Annotated in this window: 16 protein-coding genes; 13 read left to right on the plus strand and 3 right to left on the minus strand. The window is 61.5% G+C overall.

All coding sequences use genetic code 11. The annotated features are described in order from the left end of the window. Both AGR7B_RS21800 and AGR7B_RS21805 read left to right on the plus strand, forming a co-directional pair. Positions 1–921: a nucleoside hydrolase gene (locus tag AGR7B_RS21800; protein ID WP_065655281.1), complete on the plus strand. Its 921-nt coding sequence runs from the start codon at positions 1–3 to the stop codon at positions 919–921. Next, entirely contained in the window at positions 918–2,711 is a 1,794-nt protein-coding gene (locus AGR7B_RS21805; RefSeq protein WP_080857867.1) for an adenine deaminase, read from the plus strand. The genes AGR7B_RS21800 and AGR7B_RS21805 overlap by 4 nt, the downstream gene beginning before the upstream one ends. Positions 2,712–2,771: 60 nt before the next feature. Here the strand turns inward: AGR7B_RS21805 and AGR7B_RS21810 are convergent, their stop codons facing one another. The 3 genes from AGR7B_RS21810 to AGR7B_RS21820 form a co-directional block, all read right to left on the minus strand. Then, positions 2,772–3,965, minus strand: a complete 1,194-nt coding sequence (locus AGR7B_RS21810) for a hypothetical protein (protein WP_078053244.1) — start codon at positions 3,963–3,965, stop codon at positions 2,772–2,774. 6 nt (positions 3,966–3,971) lie between these two features. Further along, positions 3,972–4,430, minus strand: a complete 459-nt coding sequence (locus AGR7B_RS21815; RefSeq protein ID WP_078053243.1) for a hypothetical protein — start codon at positions 4,428–4,430, stop codon at positions 3,972–3,974. A 210-nt stretch (positions 4,431–4,640) separates the two neighbouring features. After that, positions 4,641–5,813 carry a M20 aminoacylase family protein gene (locus AGR7B_RS21820; protein ID WP_162934225.1) on the minus strand — a complete coding sequence of 391 codons (1,173 nt, stop codon included), beginning with the start codon at positions 5,811–5,813 and terminating at the stop codon, positions 4,641–4,643. 209 nt (positions 5,814–6,022) lie between these two features. On the opposite strand from AGR7B_RS21820, the gene AGR7B_RS21825 reads away from it, so the two are divergent. The 11 genes from AGR7B_RS21825 to AGR7B_RS21875 all read left to right on the plus strand — a co-directional run bounded on the left by AGR7B_RS21825 (position 6,023) and on the right by AGR7B_RS21875 (position 18,042). Next, the gene (locus AGR7B_RS21825; RefSeq protein WP_080857869.1) at positions 6,023–6,733 is read left to right on the plus strand and encodes a phosphoribosyltransferase; all 711 of its coding nucleotides are present in this window, start codon (positions 6,023–6,025) and stop codon (positions 6,731–6,733) included. 207 nt (positions 6,734–6,940) lie between these two features. Next, positions 6,941–7,996 (plus strand): dipeptidase, encoded by a 1,056-nt coding sequence (locus AGR7B_RS21830; RefSeq protein WP_080857870.1) that lies wholly within the window; start codon positions 6,941–6,943, stop codon positions 7,994–7,996. Positions 7,997–8,045: 49 nt separating this feature from the next. Next, the gene (locus AGR7B_RS21835; protein WP_065655285.1) at positions 8,046–9,686 is read left to right on the plus strand and encodes an ABC transporter substrate-binding protein; all 1,641 of its coding nucleotides are present in this window, start codon (positions 8,046–8,048) and stop codon (positions 9,684–9,686) included. Positions 9,687–9,704: 18 nt separating this feature from the next. Continuing rightward, entirely contained in the window at positions 9,705–10,772 is a 1,068-nt protein-coding gene (locus AGR7B_RS21840; protein WP_080857871.1) for an ABC transporter permease, read from the plus strand. Beyond that, positions 10,769–11,701 (plus strand): ABC transporter permease, encoded by a 933-nt coding sequence (locus AGR7B_RS21845; RefSeq protein ID WP_080857872.1) that lies wholly within the window; start codon positions 10,769–10,771, stop codon positions 11,699–11,701. Before AGR7B_RS21840 ends, AGR7B_RS21845 begins: the two co-directional genes overlap by 4 nt. After that, on the plus strand, positions 11,698–12,534 hold the full coding sequence (locus AGR7B_RS21850; protein ID WP_080857873.1) for an ABC transporter ATP-binding protein: 837 nt from the start codon (positions 11,698–11,700) through the stop codon (positions 12,532–12,534). Before AGR7B_RS21845 ends, AGR7B_RS21850 begins: the two co-directional genes overlap by 4 nt. After that, a complete protein-coding gene (locus AGR7B_RS21855; RefSeq protein WP_080858207.1) occupies positions 12,531–13,280 on the plus strand; it encodes an ABC transporter ATP-binding protein in 750 nt (249 codons plus the stop codon). The genes AGR7B_RS21850 and AGR7B_RS21855 overlap by 4 nt, the downstream gene beginning before the upstream one ends. 177 nt (positions 13,281–13,457) lie before the next feature. Next, a complete protein-coding gene (locus AGR7B_RS21860) occupies positions 13,458–14,360 on the plus strand; it encodes a LysR family transcriptional regulator (protein ID WP_080857874.1) in 903 nt (300 codons plus the stop codon). Positions 14,361–14,543: 183 nt separating this feature from the next. Then, positions 14,544–16,079, plus strand: a complete 1,536-nt coding sequence (locus AGR7B_RS21865) for an ABC transporter substrate-binding protein (RefSeq protein WP_080858208.1) — start codon at positions 14,544–14,546, stop codon at positions 16,077–16,079. 194 nt (positions 16,080–16,273) lie between these two features. Next, complete coding sequence (locus AGR7B_RS21870) at positions 16,274–17,224, plus strand: ABC transporter permease (protein ID WP_059760891.1); 951 nt, start codon at positions 16,274–16,276, stop codon at positions 17,222–17,224. Next, positions 17,221–18,042 (plus strand): ABC transporter permease, encoded by an 822-nt coding sequence (locus AGR7B_RS21875; RefSeq protein WP_162934226.1) that lies wholly within the window; start codon positions 17,221–17,223, stop codon positions 18,040–18,042. The genes AGR7B_RS21870 and AGR7B_RS21875 overlap by 4 nt, the downstream gene beginning before the upstream one ends. The last annotated feature ends 23 nt before the right edge of the window (positions 18,043–18,065 follow it).

The raw sequence follows: 18,065 nt of genomic DNA on the forward strand, positions 1-18,065 counted from the left end.
ATGGGTGTATGGATCGATACCGATATGGGCTTCGACGATATCGCCGCCATCATGGTGGTGCAATCGTCGGGCCTTGCCATCGACGGCATTTCGCTGGTCTTCGGCAACGCGACACTTCAGGCCGTCTGCCGCAATGCCGCAGGCGCCGTCTCAGCCTTCGGCTGGTCGATGCCGATCCATCAGGGCCGCGCCATGCCGGTGCTGGGCGCACTCGAAACCGCGCAATGCATTCTGGGCGATAACGGCATTCCGACCGTCGGCCAAAACTTGCCGGATGCGCCGGTCTTGCCGAAAAGCGATGCCTTTGCCGCCCTTTGCAACTGGCTGGAGGGTGATGGTGAGAAGCGCATTCTGGCACTCGGCCCACTCACCAATATCGCCGCGCTTTGCCTTGCCCGGCCTGATCTTGCCGCCAGAATTTCCGATCTCACCTGGATGGGTGGCGGCGTGACCAGCGGCAACCACACGGCATCGGCCGAATTCAACGCCTTTGCCGATCCGGAAGCGCTGGCCATCGTGCTCTCCCACGGCCTGCCGTTGCGCATGGTCGATCTGGACGCCTGCCGCAAAGTTACCGCCTCGCCGGCCGATGTGCTGCCGATCCGCAATGCCGGCGGCAAGAATGCCGGGCTGATCGCCGATCTGCTGGAAGGTTTCATCGGCATCGCCACCAGCCGTGGCAGAGCTGCCATGGCGCTTTACGATCCCGTTGCCGCCGTCGCATTCGTCTCCGGTCTCATCGGTTGGCGTCATGCGCGGATCGATGTCGAGCTTCAGGCGACGCTGACGCGCGGGCGAACCGTGGTCGAGACGCGCGCTGAGAAAGCTCACGCCTTCAACGCGCATTTCGCCGAAACGGTGGATGCCGAGGGTGCAAAGACGGCGATTCTCGAGGCGTTGCGCCGGGAGGCCGCCCGATGAGCGCGAACTTTCCGACACGCGAGCCTGCCGATCTCACCGATGATGCGCTGCGCAGCCGCGCGGTCGCCGCCGCACGCGGCGATGCGCCTTTCGATGTCCTCATCACCGGCGGAACATTGGTGGATGTGGTAACGGGAGAGCTTCGCGCCGCCGATATCGGCATCGTCGGCGCTCTGATCGCCAGCGTGCACGAGCGGGCAAGCCGCAGCGATGCCGCACGGATCATCGATGCGGCAGGCGCCTATATCTCACCCGGCCTCATCGACACACATATGCATATCGAAAGCTCGATGGTCACACCGGCCGCTTATGCGGCGGCTGTGGTTGCCCGTGGCGTCACCACCATCGTCTGGGACCCGCATGAATTCGGCAATGTGCATGGTGTGGAAGGGGTACGCTGGGCGGCGAAATCCATCGAAAACCTGCCCCTGCGCGCCATTCTGCTCGCGCCCTCCTGCGTGCCTTCCGCACCCGGGCTGGAGCGCGGCGGGGCGGATTTCGACGCTGCCATTCTTGCCGATATCCTGTCGTGGCCGCAGGTCGGCGGTGTCGCGGAAATCATGAACATGCGCGGCGTCATCGAGCGCGATCCGCGCATGAGCGGCATCGTGCAGGCCGGGCTTGCCTCGGAAAAGCTGGTCTGCGGCCATGCACGCGGCCTGAAAGATACCGATCTCAACGCGTTCATGGCGGCGGGCGTTTCTTCCGATCACGAACTGGTCTCGGGCGAAGACCTGATGGCGAAACTGCGGGCAGGACTGACCATTGAGCTGCGCGGCTCGCACGATCACCTGCTGCCGGAATTCGTGGAAGCGCTGAACGCGCTCGGCCACCTGCCGCAGACGGTGACGTTGTGCACCGACGACGTCTTCCCCGATGATCTGCTACGAGGCGGTGGGCTTGACGATGTGGTGCGCCGCCTCGTCCGTTATGGCCTGAAGCCCGAATGGGCGCTGCGCGCCGCAACGCTCAATGCCGCGCAAAGGCTCGGCCGTGCCGATCTCGGCCTCATCGCCGCCGGCCGTCGCGCCGATATCGTCGTCTTTGAGGATTTGAGCGGTTTTGCCGCCCGCCACGTTCTGGCCGAGGGCAGGGCGGTTGCGGAAGGCGGGCATATGCTCGTCGACTTTCCGGCCTGCGATGCGACAGCGCTCGAAGGCTCGATGAAGCTGCCGCTGCGCGCAGCCGATGATTTCCGGGTTGCCTCCGAGGGCGCGAAGGTGCGCCTCGCCACCATCGACCGCCCGCGCTTCACGCAATGGGGCGAGGCGGAAGCCGAGGTGAAGGACGGTTTCGTCGTTCCCCCTGAGGGCGCCACGATGATTTCCGTCACCCATCGCCACGGCATGGCCGAGCCGATCACCAGAACCGGCTTTCTCACCGGCTGGGGAAACTGGAACGGCGCCTTCGCCACCACCGTCTCGCATGACAGCCACAACCTCACCGTTTTCGGCGGTAATGCGGAGGACATGGCGCTCGCCGCAAATGCGGTGATAAAGGCCGGCGGCGGCATGGCTGTCGCTTCCGAAGGCAGGGTGACCGCACTTCTCCCGTTGCCGCTTTCCGGCCTCGTTTCCGATGCCCCGCTTGACGACGTGGCAAAGGCTTTCGAAGAATTGCGCGAAGCCGTCGGCAGGCTGGTGGAATGGCAGCCGCCCTATCTCGTCTTCAAGGCCTGCTTCGGCGCCACACTCGCCTGCAATATCGGCCCGCACCAGACAGATATGGGCATTGCCGATGTGTTGACGGGCAGGGTGATGGAAAGCCCGGTGATTTCGGTGGTGGGGTGAGCGCAGGCGTTTACTGCGCGCTCTTTTCCGACCCTGTGAATGGGTTCAGGCGAGCGGCGGTTAAACAGAGAGGGAGCCGCCTACCTGCTTTTCGGCCCAGTCATGCGCCCAGCTGGCGCGCGAGCAATAACCCCGGCTGCCATCCTCGCCGAAAAACACGCCGGCCCAGAGCGGTGTCGCATCGTCCGTCAGAACCCAGCCGCCTGAATCGCCCTGCGTCGGCATGGGCGTGACGAGATGCCCGAGCGCGCCGCCGATCGGGATGACGGGCTGCGGCTTGAGTTCGATCTGGTCGCGAAAACAATAGGTCGAGGTGCCGTCCGTGAAGGCGTAGCTGATCGCCAGCGAGCCGAGCTTGCACTTATAGGTGCCGCTTTTGCCCCTGAGGGTCACGTTTTGCCCCGGCGTCAGGCTGGCGGCCACCCCGCCCAATGAAGACGCTGCCGGTGCTTTGGTCAGTTCGATCAGCGAGAAGTCGAACATATTCACAGGCGGATCGTTGCCGGGATAGGGATTGGGTATCGGCAGTACCACAGGATCGCAGACCGTCTGCGCCGGTAAGGGATGGAGCTTGGTATGATGTATCACCGTGCCGATCCGTTTTCCCGATACATCTAAAATATCGTCGCCGGTGTTGGCGACATGGGCGCAGGTCATGCCGTATTGTTTTTTGCGCGCGTTGGTCAGCGTCCCGCCATAGGTGCCGGTTTCGCCGGCGCTGGTGGTGATTTCATCGCCGGCCGCAAAGGCAAGCCTTGCCCTTGGACGTTCCTCTATCCGGGCGGAAGCGACACTCCCATTAATGAGAGCGGTTAATTGGCGAAGCGCCGCAATGTCGCTACCGTCCTCCAGAGACTCGGGCGCAGCTTTTGCCGGGGTCTTGAGTGGACCGTAAACGATGGTCATCACGACAGGACCGCTTCTCGTTGGGCGCGGGATCGCGTCCCACAGCGAAACGTTGCGCTTGAGGTCGCGGCGCCTATATCCTTGATAGGGCGTCTGGAACGGCCATTCCGGAAAAGCGAGGGGCAATCTCCACCAGTCGCGAAAAGGGCGACCGTCGAGAAGATACTCATACCGGTAGCGTTCGCCTTCCGGCAAGACGCCATCTTCTATATCGTAAAGCAGCATCCATAACGGATCCACGTCGAGGGTGAAGCCATGCACGATGGGGATTTCCGAGGCCGCCCGTGCCAATTGCGTCATGGCTTCGGAAGCGTCGAAATAGGCGCGCAGGTCCTCATAGGTCGGCATGGCCGCTTACTCCGGTTTGGGTTCGAAAAACCCGGCCACAAAGGTGAAGATTGGCGCGAGCAGGCCGGCCGCGAAAACGCTGTACCACTGGTGGACGAGAAAGACGGAGCCGCTCAGCGTATAGGCCCAGAGCACGAAGGCGATGGTGGAGATGATGGCATTCAAGACCCATGGCTGGCCCGAGAGTTTACGGCGGTAGAGATAGATCGGAGTACCGATGATGCCGAGGGCGAGAATTGCCCAGCTGACGATCACGGCCTGCGTGGGGACGACGCTGTCCGCCGTCAGCATGCTCAACCCGTAATGGGAATTGACCATTTTATCGACTGCAACATATAGGGCCACGGACTCTGCCGGAATATATTTGATAAGACGGTCGCGATAATCGTCAGGCGGCAGGTTTTTTAGCGACTTGGAGGCCAGACGCCCGTTGATCGCACTTTTTGGCACAACAAGTCTCGTCATGATGCTTGCCCGTTTGAAAAATTAGACCGGAAATAAATAACAAATGCGACTATACCGTGTATGTATACTAAATAAACGGTTGAGTCTATTGGATGTCGATGTATATGGGGTAGAATTATTGCGCGTAAGCAGTATTGTTTCGCCCCGATGCCGCGGGGCGATTATTGATCGGACGCTTCACATCTGAAAGCTGTGCCGGAAAGGCCACTTTCACTCCGCCGCCAGTTCCTGCTCCACCAGCGTCGCCCAGAACGCCACGCCCGGCACGATGGCCGCATCGTTAAAGTCGTAGGAGGTGTTGTGGTGCAGCGCGCCATCCACCGCCGGACCGTTGCCGAGCCAGACATAGCAGCCGGGCGCTTCGCCTGCGAAGAAGGCGAAATCGTCGCCGGCGGTCGAGGGCGGGAAGGCGTTGCGGGTCCTGTTGCCGAAGACGGTTCTTGCGGCGCGCAGCGCCCGTTTCGTCGCATCCGCCTCGTTGATGACGGGTGGAATCCGGCGGATGAACTCATAACTTGCTTCGATGCCGAACATCGCCGCCGTGCCCTTGGCCAGCCTGCCGATTTCCGCCTCCAGCTGGTCTCGCACTTGAGGCGCATAGGCGCGCGCGGTACCGCCGATTTCGACGAGATCTGGGATCACATTAAGTGCCTTGGGGTCGCCTGCCTGCACCGAACAGGCACTGACGACGGCCGGCTGCAATGGGTCGACCACGCGGCCGACGATAGTTTGCAGCGAGGCGAGGAAGGTGCCGGCCGCCGTTACCGGATCGCGACCGAGATGCGGCTTGGCGCCGTGGGTGCCGACGCCTTTGAAGGTGACGCGCCAACTGTCCGACGAGGCAAGCTGCGGTCCTTCCACCACCGCCATTTCGTCGATGCCCAGCCCCGGCATGTTGTGCAGGCCATAGACCGCATCGCAGGGGAACAGCTCGAAAAGCCCGTCCTCGACCATTTTTTTTGCGCCGCCACGGCCTTCTTCGGCCGGCTGGAAGATGAAATGCACGGTGCCGGAAAAATCGCGGGTCTTTGCCAGATAACGCGCCGCACCCAGCAGCATGGCGGTGTGGCCGTCATGGCCGCAGGCATGCATCTTGCCGGGGAATTTCGATTTGTAGGGGCGGTCTGGAACCTCAGGCATGGCAAGGGCATCCATGTCTGCGCGAAGACCAATGCTGCGCGTGCCGTTGCCCACCTGCAGCGTGCCGACCACGCCGGTGCCGCCGAGACCGCGATTCACCTTCAGCCCGGCGCGCTCGAGAAGATCGGCGACGATGGCGCTCGTTCTCTCCTCTTCGAAACCCAGTTCCGGATGCGCGTGCAGATCATGACGGAGTTCCGTCAGGAATGGCAGGTCCTCGCCGATCCGGTCCAGCAGTCTCATGGGAAGCTTGTCCTTGAATGTGGGAAAAACCCGCGTCATAGGTGGGTTTGTCCAAATGCCTGTTGCTTTTTTCTCTTCTAACGGAAAAAGCCAATGAAATGAACCCGCAGCGTCTCTGTGGTTGCTAAAATGATGAATCTGCCGAACGGGATTGGCGTGGCCGAAAACCGTCTCCGCCATGCGCCATCCCTGTTCTGAAAGGAAAACAGATGCCGTCACCAGCATCGCCCGCCATCGCCCCGTCTCCCTCCGCGCCGCATGAGTTCTGGCAGCAGATCCATCCGCCCCGGAGCTTCGAAACAGCAGGCGCATATTCCACATTCTTTCCGGCGGAACTGGATGATGGAAGGCAGATCTGTCTGCCCATACGGCCGCTTGCGGACGGAGAGCACGCGCTTGCATCGCTCATCGTCAACCAGGCTTCCTTTGAGGTTCTGGAGGCGCTGGCCGCCGATCTTGCCGCAAAGCTTCTTCCCTTCAAGCCGGATGTCGTTATCGGCCTGCCGACGCTCGGCCTGACGCTTGCGGCCGCCGTTGCCCGCCATCTTGGCCATTCCCGTTACGTGCCGCTCGGCACTTCACGCAAATTCTGGTATCTGGAGGAACTGTCGGTGCCGATGTCCTCCATCACCACAAGGCAGGAAAAACGGCTTTATATCGATCCGCGCATGCTGCCGCTCATCGAGAACCGGCGGGTGGCGCTGGTGGATGACGTCATCTCCAGCGGCAGCTCCATCATAGCGGGTCTTTCCCTTCTCGCCGCCTCCGGCATTCGGCCCGCCGTCATCGGCGCGGCCATGCTGCAATCGGATCGCTGGCGGGAAAAAATCGCCGCTTTCGGGCCGGAATGGCCGGAGCGAGTGAGGGGTGTTTTTTCAACGCCGCTACTCACCAAAGCGGAAGGCGGCTGGCGCACCTGACGAAGCGCAAATTCCGGCAAAAGGCAAGTGGTGATAATTTCACCGCTGCCTAATTTGTGTCTTGCGAAGCTCGAAGAGATCGTCCTAAGATCGCCCCCGACAGACAATAGCGGTCGGCGAACAATGCGCCGGTTTGCTTTCGCGCGGTGTCATCCCGGCGTCTGCCCGCCCCCGTTTTGTTCTTTCCGATGACTGGAATTTCTTCCCATGCATGCAGTATTCGACGGTCATAATGATGTGCTGCTTCGGTTGTGGCGCAACAGCAAGGCCGGTGCCGATCCGGTGGCCGAATTCAGGAACGGCACGCGCGAAGGCCATATAGACGGCCCGCGTGCAAGGGCAGGCGGTCTCGGCGGCGGCATCTGCGCGATCTATATTCCCTCCGGCGATCTCATCTTGCAGGAACCGGATGAAAGCGGCCATTACAACACGCCGCTCGCCTCCCCACTGGAGCGCCAGCCTTCGCTCGATATCGCCATGGAAAAGGCGGCGATTGCGCTGAGGCTCGACCGCGCCGGCGCGTGGCGGCTTTGCCGCTCCACGGCCGATATCCGCAAGGCCTTTGCCGAGGATATCTTCGCCGCCGTGCTGCATATGGAGGGCTGCGAGGCGATCGACGCCGATCTCGATGCGCTGAACGTGTTTTACGCCGCCGGCCTGCGCTCGCTCGGCCCGGTCTGGAGCCGGCACAATATCTTCGGCCATGGCGTTCCGTTCTCTTACCCCATGTCTCCCGATACGGCGCCCGGCCTCACCGATGCCGGTTTTGCGCTGGTGAAGGAATGCAACAGGCTCGGCATTCTCATCGATCTCGCGCACATCACCGAAAAAGGCTTCTGGGATGTGGCGAAGACCACCAACCAGCCGCTGATCGCCAGCCATTCAAACGCACATGCGCTTACCCCCGTCGCCCGCAATCTCACCGACAGGCAGATGGATGCCATCAGGGAAAGCGGCGGGCTGGTGGGGCTTAATTATGCCGTGACCATGCTGCGCGCGGATGCGCGGGACATTGCCGATACGCCGCTTTCCGACATGGTGCGCCATATCGATTACATGGTGGAGCGCATGGGCATTGATTGCGTGGCGCTGGGATCGGACTTCGACGGCGCGACGATACCCGTCGGCGTTGCCGATGCGAGCGGCAATCACAATCTGGTTGCGGCGCTGAAATCGGCGGGCTACGGTGATGGAGAACTTGCTAAAATATGCCGGGAAAACTGGCTGCGTGTTTTGTCTCAGGCCTGGCACGAGGCGGCCTGAGAAGAGCTGAAGCGAACCAAATCAAGCTTATAACAAAAGGGGAGATCCTATGATCAAATCGCTCAACAAATCCATGCGTATTCTGAGCACCAGCGCCGCTTTGTCGCTGATGATGCTGGCCGCGCCCCATGCTTTTGCCGCAACGCCGGCCGATACGCTGGTCGAAGGTTTCGCCATCGACGACATCATCACGCTCGATCCGGGCGAGGCTTTCGAACTTTCCGCAGCTGAAGTTACCGGCAACACCTACAGCAAGCTGGTTTCCATCGATCTTAACGACACGTCCAAGGTTATCGGCGATCTGGCCGAAAGCTGGACGACCTCCGACGATGGTCTCACCTATACGTTCAAGCTGAAATCCGGCCTGAAATTCGCGTCGGGCAATCCGGTCACGGCCGATGATGTGGCTTTCTCCTTCGAACGCGCCGTGAAGCTCGACAAGTCGCCGGCATTCCTGCTGACGCAGTTCGGTCTCAGCGGTGACAACGTCACCGAAAAGGCGAAGGCTGCGGATGCGAACACATTCGTTCTGACGGTCGACAAGCCCTATGCGCCGAGCTTCGTGCTGAACGTGCTGACCGCAACCGTCGCTTCGGTGGTCGACAAGAAATTCGTGACGGAAAAGGCCAAGTCGGTCACGCCGAGCGCCGATTACAAATACGATACCGATTTCGGCAACGAGTTCCTGAAGACTGGCTATGCCGGTTCCGGCCCTTACAAGATCCTCGGCTGGAAGGCCAACGAGGCGGTGATCCTCGAAGCCAACCCGAATTATTACGGCGAGAAGCCGAAGCTGAAGCGTGTGGTCTATCGCCACATGAAGGAAAGCTCGGGCCAGCGCCTGGCGCTTGAAAACGGCGATATCGATGTGGCCCGCAACCTCGAGCCGGGCGACATGGAAGCCGTTTCCAAGAAGGAAGGCCTTGCCGTCACCTCCGCGCCGAAGGGCACCGTCTATTATTTCAGCCTCAACCAGAAAAACGAGAACCTGAAGAAGCCCGAAGTCATCGAAGCCTTCAAATATCTGGTCGACTATGACGCCATCGGCGCGACGATCATCAAGGGCATCGGCGAAGTTCACCAGACCTTCCTGCCGAAGGGCCAGCTCGGCGCGCTTGACGAGAACCCCTACAAGCTGGACGTCGCCAAGGCGAAGGAGCTTCTCGCCAAGGCCGGCCTGAAGGACGGCTTCACCGTGTCCATGGATGTGCGCAACACACAGCCGGTAACCGGCATTGCCGAAAGCGTGCAGCAGACGCTGGCGCAGGCCGGCATCAAGCTGGAAATCATTCCCGGCGACGGCAAGCAGACGCTGACCAAATATCGCGCCCGCACGCATGATATCTACATTGGCCAGTGGGGTTCGGACTATTTCGACCCGAACTCGAATGCGGAAACCTTCACCATCAACTACGACAATTCCGACGAGGGCAAGAACAAGACGCTCGCCTGGCGCAATGCCTGGGACGTTCCTGACCTGACCAAGGAAACCCAGTCGGCGCTTCTGGAGAAGGACAGCGCCAAGCGCGCCGCCATCTATGAAAACCTGCAGAAGGAAGTTCTGGCGAAGGGTCCCTTCGTCATCATCTTCCAGCAGACGGAAGTGGCAGGATATTCCGCCAAGCTGAAGGGCCTGAAGCTCGGACCGAGCTTCGACACCAACTTCGTCTACACCATTTCCAAGGAATGATCCGGAAGGATCGGTCTCTTGAGCATGGTTGAAAGCAACAGCAGGGCGAGGCACGGCAAACGCGGTGCCAATGCCCGCGTGAAAGCCGTTCTCGGCTTCGCCGTCACCGTCATCACCACCTTTCTGGGGCTGATGGCGGTCACATTCTTCATTGGCCGCGTCGTGCCGATCGATCCTGCGCTGGCGATCGTCGGCGACCGTGCGCCTGCGCATGTGGTCGAGCGGGTGCGTGAGCAGCTCGGCCTCAACCTGCCGCTCTGGCAGCAGTTCTTCCTTTATCTGAAACAGGCGCTATCGGGCGATTTCGGCACCTCCGTCCTCACCACCAATCCGGTGATGGAGGATATCAAGCGGGTGTTTCCGGCGACGATAGAACTCGCCACGCTCGGCACTATCATCGGCGCCGTCTTCGGCATTCCGCTTGGCGTGCTTGCCGCTGTCAAGCGTGGCAGCTTTGCCGATCAGGTGGTGCGCGTCATCGGCCTCATCGGTTATTCCGTGCCGATCTTCTGGCTCGGCCTTCTGGCGCTGCTGGTGTTTTACGCCCGGCTGCAATGGGTGGCTTATCCCGGCCGCATGGATATCGTTTATGAATTCACCTTCACGCCGGTCACGGGCTTCTTCCTGATCGACGCGATCTGGCAGCGGCAATGGGACGTGTTGTGGGATCTCTTCCGCCACATCATCCTGCCGGCCTGTCTGCTCGGTTATTTTTCGCTGGCCTATATCAGCCGCATGACGCGCTCCTTCATGCTGAACGAGCTTAGCCAGGAATATATCGTCGCGGCCCGCGCCAAGGGGCTTTCGGAAACCCGCATCATCTGGTTCCACGCGCTGCGCAACGCCGCCGTGCCGCTGGTGACAGTGATTGCACTCTCCTATGCCGGTCTGCTGGAAGGTTCGGTGCTCACCGAAACCATCTTCGCCTGGCCGGGGCTTGGCCTCTACATCACCAATTCCCTGCAGAATGCGGATATGAATGCCGTTCTCGGCGGCACGATCGTGATCGGCGCCATCTTCGTTGGCATCAATCTCTTCTCCGATCTGCTTTACCGGACGCTCGATCCAAGGACGCGCAGCCGATGACCCTTTCGACCGATACGATCAAACCCTATAGCCGCGAATGGCTGCTCTCCGACCGGCCGGCCTCGCGCAGGCAGGCGCGGCTTGGCCGCGCCTATGTCATCTGGCGGCGCTTTTCGGAAAACCGTCTGGCGCTGCTTGGGCTCGGCATCATCATCGCGCTGCTGTTCGTGGCGCTGTTTGCCGATGTTCTGGCGCCGCATAACCCGGTGCAGGGCGATCTGCGCAATGCCCGGCTTTTGCCGCCCGGCACGGAAGGTTATCTGCTTGGCACCGACGATCAGGGCCGCGATATTCTCTCGCGCCTCATTCACGGTTCGCGGCTGACGCTTTTCGTCGTGCTTCTGGTCGCCATCATCGCAGCCCCCGTCGGCCTCATCGTCGGCACGGTTTCCGGTTATGCCGGCGGCTGGGTGGATGCGGTTTTGATGCGCATCACCGATATCTTCCTTGCCTTTCCGAAGCTCGTTCTGGCGCTGGCGCTGGTCGCGGCGCTTGGGCCGGGCATCGAAAACGCGGTGCTCGCCATCGCGCTCACCTCATGGCCGCCCTATGCGCGCATCGCGCGCGCCGAAACCATGACTTTCCGCAATTCCGATTTCATCGCCGCGGTCAAGCTCATGGGCGCGTCGCCCTTCCGTATCGTGCTGAAACACGTCATGCCGCTCTGCCTGTCGTCGCTCATCGTGCGCGTGACGCTGGATATGGCGGGCATCATCCTTACCGCCGCAGGCCTCGGCTTCCTCGGTCTCGGCGCACAGCCGCCGCTGCCGGAATGGGGCGCGATGATCGCTTCCGGCCGCCGCTTCATTCTCGACCAATGGTGGGTCGCGGCCATGCCCGGCGTGGCGATCCTCATCGTCAGCCTCGGTTTCAATCTCCTGGGCGACGGGTTGCGCGATGCGCTGGACCCCAAGGAGGCGGGCCAATGAGTGCGCCGCTTCTGACCGTTCAGAACCTGCGCGTGTCCTTCCCCACCCGCACCGGGCTGGTGGAGGCGGTGCGCGGCGTGTCCTTCACGCTCGGGCGCGAGCGTCTCGGCATCGTCGGCGAATCCGGCTCGGGTAAATCGCAGACAGGCCGCGCCATCATGGGACTGACCCCGAAAAACGCGCGCATCGAGGCGGATGCGCTGCGCTTCGGCGATATTGATCTGCTCAAGGCGTCTGCAAAAGAGCGGCGGATCATGCGCGGCAAGCGCATGGCCATGATCCTGCAGGACCCGAAATATTCGCTGAACCCGGTCATGACCATCGGCCGCCAGATCATGGAAACCCTGCGCACCCATGAAAAGATCGGCGGCGGCGAGGCGCGCCAGCGCACGCTCGCCATGCTGGAAGCCGTGCAGATCCGCGATCCCGAGCGTGTCTTCGATCTTTACCCGCACGAGGTTTCGGGCGGCATGGGCCAGCGTGTCATGATCGCCATGATGCTGGTCTGCGGCCCCGAACTGCTGATCGCCGACGAACCCACTTCGGCGCTCGACGTGACGGTGCAGCTGGAAGTGCTCGACATTCTCGACAAGCTGGTGCGCGACCGTGGCATGGGGCTGATCTTCGTCAGCCATGATCTCAGGCTCGTCTCCTCTTTCTGCGACCGTGTTCTCGTCATGTACGCCGGCAAGGTGGTGGAAGAGCTGTCTTCCGCCAATCTGAAGGAAGCGAAACATCCCTATACGCAGGGCCTGCTGAACTGCCTGCCGGAAATCGGCGGCCACCGGCATCCGCTGCCGGTTCTGGAACGTAAGCCGGAGTGGCGCGCATGAGTTCAGTTCTTTCCGTTCGCGACATGGTGGTCGATTTCGACGGTTACATCGCGCTCGACCGCGTCAGCATCGATGTGGCAGAGGGTGAATCCTTCGGCATCGTCGGCGAGTCCGGCTCCGGCAAATCGACGCTGCTGCGCGCCATTGCCGGCCTCAACCATTTCGATGAAGGCTCCTTGATGGTGGCCGGACGCTCCTATACCGGCAAGCACCGCGACAAGAGCTTCTATAGCGACGTGCAGATGGTGTTTCAGGACCCCTATGGCTCGCTTCACCCGCGCCAGACGGTGGATGCGCTGCTGCTCGAGCCGCTGGTCATCCACGGTCTAGACAATCGCGAGCAGCGCATTGCCCGGGCATTGGACGAGGTGGGCCTCGGTTCCGGCTTCCGCTTCCGTTATTCGCACCAGCTTTCCGGCGGCCAGCGCCAGCGCATCGCCATTGCGCGTGCGCTGATCGTCGAGCCGAAAATCCTGCTGCTGGATGAGCCGACTTCGGCGCTCGACGCCTCCATTCAGGCGGAAATCCTCAACCTGCTGGAACAGGCCCGCAAGGACCGCAATCTCACCTTCGTCATGGTCAGCCACGATCTCGGCGTCATCAGCCATATGTGCGATCGCCTTGCGGTGATGAAAAGCGGCAGGGTGGTGGAAATGCTGGAGGCCGAGGCGCTGGAAAGCCGGGAATTCAGCGCGGATTATACAAGGCAGCTGCTGGTGGCGAGCGAGGGCTTCAAGCGCGTTTGAGGTGCCGCTATAGTCGGGTCAAATGACATCTTCCGTCATTCCGGCCTTGAGCCGGAATCCAGCGACCGCGCGTCTGCGCGGTCAGAGACTATATTGCGATCAAGGACTTGATCGCGCTGGATGCCGGGTCAAGCCCGGCATGACGGACGGTGTCGGCCAAAACAAGGTATCCAGACGATGCAACTGCGCGCCCTGATGTATTTCGACGAACTGGTCCGCACCAATTCCATGCGCGCCGCGGCGGAAAACCTGAATGTCGCGCCGACAGCGGTGAGCCGGCAGATCGAGAACCTCGAATATTATTTCGGCTCGCCGCTGGTGGAGCGTTCCAGCCGGGGCGTGAAACTGACGGCTGCGGGAGAGCTGCTCGCTGCCCGCGCCGGCAAGACGTTGCGGGAACTCGACCATGTGCATCAGCTGATCGACGATCTGAAGGGCCTCCAGCGCGGCCGGGTCACGGTCTATGCCAATGGTGCGACGGTGGCGAACCTTCTGGCGCCGGTGCTGGCGCAGTTCAGCCTGAAATATCCAAAACTGCGCTTCGAGGTGCATATTACTAGCGCCCGCCAGGCAATGGAGGCGCTGGGTGCTGCGGAAGCCGATCTGGTCGTCAGCCTGTTCGCGCCGAAGCTTTCCGGCGTGAAAGTGCGCTCTCGCACCCGCATCAGCTACGACGCCATCTTCCCCGCCGGTCATGCGCTTGCCGGGCAGACGGAAGTCTCGCTCAAAGAGCTGGCCAGCCTGCCGCTTGCTTTGCCGGACAAGAGTTTCGCGGCGCGTCAGGCTTTCGACACGCTGTTTGCCGATGCGGGCATCGAGCTTGATCCCGTCTTCATCACCAGCTCTTTGGAAATGCTGAAGGAGCTGGTACTGGGCCACGCCGCCGCCACGCTTTTGCCGGCGCTTTCGGTGGCGCGGGAAATCCGCAGCGGGCAGATGGTCGCCGTTCCGCTCTCCGGCAAGAAGGGTATCCATACCCAGATCGATCTCTGTGTCGCGCCCGACCGGCAATTGTCCTTCGCCGCCTCCAAGCTTGCCGATTTTATCGAGCGTTTCATGCGCGAGGCGACGGCGGGATAAGCGGAACGGTTTGGTCTTTCCGCCCGGAAGGTTGATTTCTATCCGCATTTCCGTGTAGCCATTTCAGCTACACGGAGCACACAAAAATCGAGATTGTGTGTGCGCCTGCAACATGACACTCTTTTTGCAACGGGCGGTCTTCGGAAGGGCAAAAATGCCCCGGCCGCCAGACAGGGGACAATGATGCCACGCACTTATCTTTCGCAGGCGGCAACGCTTTCGCGCCGTACCGCGTTGACCCTTGCATTGGGCACGGCGCTCTGGCTGCCGCTTTCGGCAACGGTTGCCGAAGCCGCGGCGAAAACCGCGCTGACGCTTGGCATGGCGGTGGAGCCGGCCGGTCTTGATCCGACCATCGCCGCCCCCGTCGCCATCGGCCAGGTCACCTGGCAGAATGTCTTCGAAGGTCTGGTGAAGATCGACCGCGAAGGCAAGGTGAAGCCGCAGCTTGCCGAAAGCTGGGAAATTTCCCCTGATGGCAAAACCTATACGTTCAAGCTGCGCAAGGGCGTGACCTTCCATGATGGCGAGACCTTCGATTCCTCTGTCGCGAAATTTTCGCTGGATCGGGCGCGTGGCGAAAGCTCGGTCAATCCGCAGAAACGCTTCTTCGCCGCCATCGACAGTATAGAGACGCCGGATGCCGCAACGCTGGTGCTGACGCTGAAGCAGCCGGCCGGCAGCCTCCTCTACTGGCTCGGCTGGCCGGCCTCCGTGATGGTGGCGCCGAAAAGCGCCGAGAATAACCGCACCACTCCTGTCGGTACCGGCCCGTTCAAATTCGTGGCCTGGGCCAAGGGCGACAAGGTCGAGTTGCAGAAGAACGACGCCTATTGGGACAAGGCCGTGGCGGTAAAGCTCGACAAGGCGACCTTCCGTTTCGTCTCCGATCCGCAGGCGCAGGCCGCCGCACTGAAATCCGGCGATATCGATGCCTTCCCGGAATTCGGCGCACCTGAACTGATGACCTCCTTCGATGGCGACGCGCGCCTCGGCACCTTCGTCGGCAATACGGAGTTGAAGGTCGTGGCGGGCATGAACAACGCCCGCAAGCCCTTCGATGACAAGCGCGTGCGTCAGGCGCTGATGATGGCGGTGGATCGCGGCACTGTCATTGAAGGCGCCTGGTCCGGCTTCGGCACGGCCATCGGCAGCCATTACACGCCGAATGACCGCGGCTATATCGATACGACCGGGGTACATCCTTACGATATCGACAAGGCCAAGGCGCTGCTTGCCGAAGCCGGTTATCCGGATGGTTTCAGCTTCACCATCAAAGCCCCGCAAATGGCCTATGCCCAGCGCACCTCGCAAATCCTGCAGGCGATGTTTGCCGAAATCGGCGTGACCATGACCATCGAGACCACCGAGTTTCCGGCGAAATGGGTGGCGGATGTTCTTAAAGGCGCGGATTACGACATGACCATCGTTGCCCATGCCGAGCCGATGGATATCGATATCTACGCGCGCGACCCCTATTATTTCAATTACAAGAACCCGGCCTTCAACGAGGTCGTGGCGAATGTCGAAAAGACGGCGGATGCCGGCGCGCAGGAAAAGCTCTATGGCGAAGCCCAGAAAATCCTCGCGGAAGATGTACCCGCCCTTTATCTTTTCGTCATGCCGAAACTCGGCGTCTGGGACAGGAAGGTGAAGGGGCTCTGGGAAAACGAGCCCATTCCCTCGAATGTGCTGACGGATGTGCATTGGGAAGAGTGACGTTTGTCGATAGCCGTTTCTTCCGTCATGCCGGACTTGATCCGGCATCCAGCCAGCCCAAGTCCTTGGGCTGAAAGGGCTCTCTCCGCCGCGCAGACGCGCGTCGGCTGGATTCCGGCTCAGGGCCGGAATGACGGGAGAGAGATAACTGGACCTTCGACCGCAGGCGAAACAAAGCAAGGAGAAGATGCCAGATGTTAGCCGTCCTCATCCGGCGTCTTTTAAGCCTCGTCATCACCCTGTTTGCCGTTTCCCTCATCATCTATGTCGTCATGGGCCTGCTGCCGGGCGATCCTGCCGCCATCATGCTCGGAACCTCGGCGAGCCCCGATACGCTCGCGGCGCTGCAGAAGCAGATGGGCCTCGATCAGCCGCTGCCGCTGCGTTATCTCCACTGGCTGGCCGGTGTGTTTCATGGCGATCTCGGGCAATCCTATACCTATGGCGTGCCGGTGGCGGGGCTGATCCTGGAGCGGCTGGCCGTTACCCTGCCGCTTGCGCTGCTGGCCGTCTGCCTTTCGGTGGCCATCGCCATTCCGCTCGGCGTTGCGGCGGCGCGGAGCCGTAACGGCGCGCTGGATTTTGCGGCCGGGCTGTTTTCGCATGTGGGCATTGCCGTGCCCGGTTTCTGGGTCGGCCTGCTGCTTATCATCGTCTTTTCCACCACGCTCGGCTGGATGCCGGCCGGCGGTTTTCCCGGCTGGACGCCGAGCTTTTCAGCTGGTCTTACAGCGCTCATCCTTCCGGCGGTGGCGCTGGCGCTGTCGCAGGCCGGCGTTCTTACGCGCGTCTGCCGCTCCGCCGTGCTGGAAGTGATGAATGAGGATTTCGTGCGCACCGCGCGCGCCAAGGGTCTGAGCGAGCGGGTGGCGTTGTGGCGCCATGCGGTGCCGAATGCGATGATCCCTGTCGTCACCATGATCGGCCTGCAATTCACCTTCCTCATTGCCGGCGCGGTGCTGGTGGAAAATGTCTTCAACTTGCCGGGTCTAGGCCGGCTTGCCTATCAGGCGCTGACCCAGCGCGATATCGTCGTCATGCAATCCGTCGTGCTGTTTTTCTCGGCGCTGGTGATCGTCATGAATTTCGTTGTCGATATCGCCTATCTTTTCATCGATCCCAGACTGCGGGCAGGTGCGCGATGATGCGATTGATCCGCCGCCGCCCCGCCTTTGCCGTCGGCATCGCCGTCACGGTCTTTCTGGTCGCAGTCGCCCTGCTGTCTCTGGTCTGGACGCCCGTGTCCCCCACCAAGATGCAGATCGTCCAGAAGCTGAAATCGCCCTTGGTTTATGGCGGCCTCGGCACGGATCATTTCGGCCGCGACGTGCTGTCGATGCTGATGGCCGGTGCGTGGAACTCGCTGTCCACCTCCATCGCCGCCGTCGCCATCGGCGCATTTATCGGCACGACCATTGGCGTTGCGGTTGCAGCGCTGCGCGGTTTCACCGAAACCGTGGTCATGCGCATCTGTGACATCATCTTCGCCGTTCCGCCCATCCTGTCGGCGATGATGCTCGGCGCTTTCATCGGCACGGGCCGTTTTACCGCCATCATCGCCATCGCCACCTTCATGGTGCCGGTCTTTGCCCGGCTGACGCTGGGGGCGGCGCTGCAGATATGGTCGCGGGAATATGTCACCGCCGCCACCAGCATCGGCCAGAACCGCGCCAAGATCACGCTTTTCCACATCGTGCCGAATATATCCAACCAGATCATCGTGCAGGTGACGATCCAGCTCGGCCTTGCGATATTGACGGAAGCAGGCCTTTCTTTCCTCGGTCTCGGCATGCCGCCGCCCGCCGCCACCTGGGGACGAATGCTGGCCGATGCCCAGACCTATCTCGGCACAGCGCCCTGGCTCGCCATCATGCCCGGCCTTGCGATTGCGCTCGCCGTCTTCGGCCTCAATCTTCTCGGCGATGGCCTGCGCGACCTGCTGGACCCACGCGATACCAGCTGACCGCTCAAAAAAGCTGTCGCCCC

It is taken from the genome of Agrobacterium deltaense RV3 (genome assembly GCF_900013505.1).
Taxonomy (GTDB): Bacteria; Pseudomonadota; Alphaproteobacteria; order Rhizobiales; family Rhizobiaceae; genus Agrobacterium; species Agrobacterium leguminum.

Excerpts from the sequence above, each read along its gene's own strand:
- AGR7B_RS21800 (WP_065655281.1), top strand. The coding sequence starts at position 1 with ATGGGTGTATGGATCGATACCGATATGGGCTTCGACGATATCGCCGCC.
- AGR7B_RS21805 (WP_080857867.1), top strand. The coding sequence starts at position 918 with ATGAGCGCGAACTTTCCGACACGCGAGCCTGCCGATCTCACCGATGAT.
- AGR7B_RS21810 (WP_078053244.1), bottom strand. The coding sequence starts at position 3,965 with ATGCCGACCTATGAGGACCTGCGCGCCTATTTCGACGCTTCCGAAGCC.
- AGR7B_RS21815 (WP_078053243.1), bottom strand. The coding sequence starts at position 4,430 with ATGACGAGACTTGTTGTGCCAAAAAGTGCGATCAACGGGCGTCTGGCC.
- AGR7B_RS21820 (WP_162934225.1), bottom strand. The coding sequence starts at position 5,813 with ATGAGACTGCTGGACCGGATCGGCGAGGACCTGCCATTCCTGACGGAA.
- AGR7B_RS21825 (WP_080857869.1), top strand. The coding sequence starts at position 6,023 with ATGCCGTCACCAGCATCGCCCGCCATCGCCCCGTCTCCCTCCGCGCCG.
- AGR7B_RS21830 (WP_080857870.1), top strand. The coding sequence starts at position 6,941 with ATGCATGCAGTATTCGACGGTCATAATGATGTGCTGCTTCGGTTGTGG.
- AGR7B_RS21835 (WP_065655285.1), top strand. The coding sequence starts at position 8,046 with ATGATCAAATCGCTCAACAAATCCATGCGTATTCTGAGCACCAGCGCC.
- AGR7B_RS21845 (WP_080857872.1), top strand. The coding sequence starts at position 10,769 with ATGACCCTTTCGACCGATACGATCAAACCCTATAGCCGCGAATGGCTG.
- AGR7B_RS21850 (WP_080857873.1), top strand. The coding sequence starts at position 11,698 with ATGAGTGCGCCGCTTCTGACCGTTCAGAACCTGCGCGTGTCCTTCCCC.
- AGR7B_RS21855 (WP_080858207.1), top strand. The coding sequence starts at position 12,531 with ATGAGTTCAGTTCTTTCCGTTCGCGACATGGTGGTCGATTTCGACGGT.
- AGR7B_RS21860 (WP_080857874.1), top strand. The coding sequence starts at position 13,458 with ATGCAACTGCGCGCCCTGATGTATTTCGACGAACTGGTCCGCACCAAT.
- AGR7B_RS21865 (WP_080858208.1), top strand. The coding sequence starts at position 14,544 with ATGCCACGCACTTATCTTTCGCAGGCGGCAACGCTTTCGCGCCGTACC.
- AGR7B_RS21870 (WP_059760891.1), top strand. The coding sequence starts at position 16,274 with ATGTTAGCCGTCCTCATCCGGCGTCTTTTAAGCCTCGTCATCACCCTG.
- AGR7B_RS21875 (WP_162934226.1), top strand. The coding sequence starts at position 17,221 with ATGATGCGATTGATCCGCCGCCGCCCCGCCTTTGCCGTCGGCATCGCC.